The sequence below is a fragment of the Streptomyces sp. NPDC037301 genome (genome assembly GCF_055602785.1).
On sequence record NZ_JBVJWD010000141.1, the window covers coordinates 1 to 3,843 of the forward strand.

At 67.4% G+C, this 3,843-nt stretch carries 3 protein-coding genes and 1 pseudogene; all 4 read right to left on the minus strand.

Translation table 11 applies throughout. The annotated features are described in order from the left end of the window. Window positions 1-145 precede the first annotated feature (145 nt). Window positions 146-472, minus strand: a complete 327-nt coding sequence (locus ACZ7IB_RS48865) for a nuclear transport factor 2 family protein (RefSeq protein WP_383047879.1) — start codon at window positions 470-472, stop codon at window positions 146-148. A 539-nt stretch (window positions 473-1,011) separates the two neighbouring features. Continuing rightward, on the minus strand, window positions 1,012-2,514 hold the full coding sequence (locus tag ACZ7IB_RS48870; RefSeq protein WP_470921820.1) for a M4 family metallopeptidase: 1,503 nt from the start codon (window positions 2,512-2,514) through the stop codon (window positions 1,012-1,014). 351 nt (window positions 2,515-2,865) lie between these two features. Beyond that, window positions 2,866-3,216, minus strand: a complete 351-nt coding sequence (locus ACZ7IB_RS48875) for a hypothetical protein (RefSeq protein WP_470921819.1) — start codon at window positions 3,214-3,216, stop codon at window positions 2,866-2,868. A 164-nt stretch (window positions 3,217-3,380) separates the two neighbouring features. Next, a pseudogene (locus ACZ7IB_RS48880) lies at window positions 3,381-3,698 on the minus strand (transposase); the annotation flags it as partial. Window positions 3,699-3,843 lie beyond the last annotated feature (145 nt).

Sequence of the window (3,843 nt, forward strand, 5' to 3'; positions counted from 1 at the left end):
GGAAGCGTCAGAACTCCCATCATCGCAGGTCAGCAGGCACCTCTTCTCGTTTCCTCATCCACAGGACGCGAGTCACTCGGTGGATCGAGGCTAAGCCAGTACCGAGCACCCTCTGACGGTTCGTTCGGCTAGGGAGGTCCGGTAGTCAGCCGAGGAAGTCGACGTGGTCGATCAGGCCGTCGCGGACCCGGTAGGCGACCAGCACGCGGAGGGGGTAGTCCGTGATGCCGTGGGCAATCTCGTGGTCCACCACCCAGTCGCCCTCGGTGAGTCGGCCAACGATCTCGGCCCGGCAGCGGCCCTTGGCGAACATGTCGGCGTACGCCTCCCGCACGGCGTCGCGCCCGAGCAGGCAGTCGCCGCTGCGGCGGTTGATGCAGACGTCGGGGGCGTACGTCGCCGCGAAGGCTCCGAGGTCATGGCTGTTGTAGGCGGCGAGCTGGCGTTCGACGATGGTCTCTGGGGTGGTCACCAGTTGATCATGCAGAGTGTTCCCTCGCTCGTCCAGGGGAGACCGGGACTACCTGCCGATCGGCACACCCACACCCCGTACAACCTCCTGTTCGGCATCTGCCTGCAGTCACCGCCGCCCCAGGCCAGCAGGCCGCCCACCGACAGCTTCGACGGTGCCCCCCGAGCGCGCACTGGACTGCACGTGCGGTCTGCCGCCCACTCGACCTGACCGCACGGGTGGACCTATGCGGGGGCTTGGTCACGTCGGATCGCCCACGGTTATTGTTCGCGCGTTGAACGGGTCCCCTACACTGCAAGCGCCGGGCTCAGGCGCGAGGCGAAGGGTGCCACCGAATGAATGAAATTGACGGTGCGCTAACAAATGCCTCACATTTTTTGACCACTTCTTGCCCCTGTGGAATGCGCTTGTGTCCGCTATTCGGCGGGGTATCCGTGGTGGTGACGGACTCCGCACGCCGAAGCGCCGCGCACGTCTCCGGCGGTGCGGAGCATGTGCGCGGCGCGTGGCGTTCCACGGAATCGGACCTGCCGGGCGTACTAGTTGACGTTGATCCCGGACCATGCGGCAGCGACGGCCGAGTACTCCGCGCTGCCCGCCCCGTACAGATCGGTCGCCGCCTTCAGCGTAGCGACTCGCGCCGCGGCGTAGTCGGTGGACGACGTCATGTACGTGGTGAGCGCCTTGTACCAGATCTGGACGGCCTTGGCGCGTCCGATTCCGGTGACGGTGGAGCCGTTGGAGGTCGGCGAGTTGTATGAGACGCCGTTGATCGTCTTCGCACCGCTGCCCTCGGACAGCAAGTAGAAGAAGTGGTTGGCGGGCCCGGACGAGTAGTGGACGTCGAGTCGGCCGACTGTCCTCGACCAGTAGTCGGCCGAGCCGCCGTCCTTGCTCGGCTTGTCCATGTAGCGCAGTGGGGCGCCGTTGCCATTGATGTCGATCTTCTCGCCGATGAGGTAGTCGCCGACGTCGCTGCTGTTGCCGGCGTAGAACTCGACCGCCGTGCCGAACATGTCACTGGTCGCCTCATTGAGGCCGCCCGACTCACGGCTGTACTTCAGCCCGGCGGTGGACGCGGTCAGACCGTGACTCATTTCGTGACCGGCGACATCCAGCGAGGTGAGCGGCTTGACGTTGCCCGCACCGTCGCCGTACGTCATGCAGAAGCAGCTGTCCGACCAGAAGGCGTTGACGTACGCGTTGCCGTAGTGGACCCGGGAGTAGGCAGCCTTGCCGTCGCCCGCGATGCCGTTGCGGCCCAGCTCGTTCTTGTAGAAGTCCCAGGTCGTGGCGGCACCGTAGTGTGCGTCGACCGCGGCCGTCTGACGGTTGGTCGCGAGACCGTTGCCCCAGTTGTCGTCGGCGTCGGTGAAGAGGGTCCCGGTGCCGCTGGTGCCGCCGTTCAGGTCGTACGTGGTGTGGCCTCCGCGAGCGCCGTCGGCCAGGTTGTAGCCGGACCCGGAGGCCGTGGTGCCGAGGGCGACGGTGCCGCTGTACTGGCTGGTGCCGGACCCCGTGTCGATGGCCTCGTAGGAGTAGAGCTCCTTGCCGCTGGTGGCGTCGGTGATGACATGGCGCTCGCTGGGCGTCCCATCGGCCTGGGTGCCCTTGACCACGCTCTCGTACGCCAGCGCGGGCTTGCCTGTGGCGGCCCAGATCACCTGCCGGGCTTCGGACTTGGCGGCGGTCGCGGCGATCGTCGACGCCACGGATATCTTGGCGTCGGTGGCCTTGGACACCCCCTTGAGGGAGCCGTCCTTCCTGGCGTGGGTGACCAGATCGCCACCGAGTACGGGCAGTCCGTCGTAGGTGCGCTCGTAGCGGGTGTGGACGGTGCCGTCGGCGTCCTTGATGACATCGCGGACGACGAGCTTCTCCTTGCCTCCCAGCTTGATCTCCGCGGCGACGGAAGCGGCCCCGGCCTGGGCCTCCTTGATGGCCGTGGCGCGCTGAGAGGCGCTGAGCGGCAGGGCGGTGGCTCCGGCCGCACGGTCCGGGGCGGCGCCTGCCGAACCTGCTTGTACTCCGACGACCACCATGGCGGCGGACGCAGCGATCGCGGCAGCACGCAGAGCGATTCTCACTCGATCTCCTTCACTCGGCACACACGTTTCGTGAGGGGGGCGCGGAGAGAGTTGCACCGATCGGCGAATCATTGACAGTAGCCCGTCAACCTTTTGACCAGAACTTGTCCGAAGAAGGTGACCCTGTGTTCGCTATTCGGTCATCTGTAGTTGCTCGCAATGTACTTGAGCAGAACGGCCCGGATTCAAACCCGCTCGGCGCGGAGGCGGGCAAGGATCCCGTTGGGGCCGGCCGGGCCCCCGGCAGCGACTGTCTGTGTCGCCTGTTCGCGGCGGGTGTGTTCGCAGGCCGGGCATAGGCCGCCCTCAGCGGGGTACCCGTCCGGGCCCTCGGCAGGCTGTCATCGCCCTCGCTCGCGGCCGCGTGAACGCTCGGGCCTGGTGGCGGCGTCGCCAGGCGGACCAGGCGATCCGGTGGGCTACCTCGCGCACGGGCCGGACGACCAAGGTGATGAACAGTCGCTGGATCTCGTTGCAGGTGAGCGGGATAAGCCCGTCAGGCGCGGGGCGCCGGGCGTGTTCGTCGGCGCGGACAACGGCGAGGAAGGCGTGAGCGAGCATGGCCAGGGTGACCCAGCGGGACCAGGAGGTGTAGCGGCGGACTTGGTGCTCGTCGAGTCCGGCCAGGCCCTTTCCGGACTGGAAGGTCTCCTCCACCCGCCACCTTGATCCAGCGACGCGGACCAGGGTGTTCAGGGGCGCCGGGTCGGGTGAGAAGCAGCGGTAGTAGGCGAGTTCACCGGTGGTGCGGTTGCGGCGGATCAGCAGCTGGCGGCTGCCGGGGCGGGGTTCGGCCAGATCGATGACCGCCCAGGCGTAGAAGCGGTGCCGGTGTACTGGCGCTGGACGCCGATGGTGTGCGTGCCCTTCTTCACGTCCCCGGTCTCGTCGACCACCAGCACTGCACCCTCGTCGTGTAGATGCTCCAGGACGTACTCGCGCACGTCATCGCGCACGGCGTCGGCATCCCATCGGGCCCGGCCGAGCAGGTGCTGCATGCCGTCCGGGGTGGCCTCTCCGGCCCACTCGGCGATGCTCCAACAGCTTTTGCGTGGCAGGTCCGACAGCAGCCCCAGCATCAGATCCCGTACCCGACGCCGGGGTTCAACCCGGGCGAACCGGCCGGCTATCCGGCTCATCAGGCCCTCGAACGCTTCCTGCCAGCGAGCAGGGTCCACGCTGTGACCTGCGGCTGGCCGCCGTCGGGTTCTGGCCCGGCTTGCGGTGGTGGGGGGTTCGGGGGGGTTTTTCCCGAAAACCCCCCACACCACCAAAAAAATCGGC

Excerpts from the sequence above, each read along its gene's own strand:
- ACZ7IB_RS48870 (WP_470921820.1), bottom strand. The coding sequence starts at position 2,514 with ATGGTGGTCGTCGGAGTACAAGCAGGTTCGGCAGGCGCCGCCCCGGAC.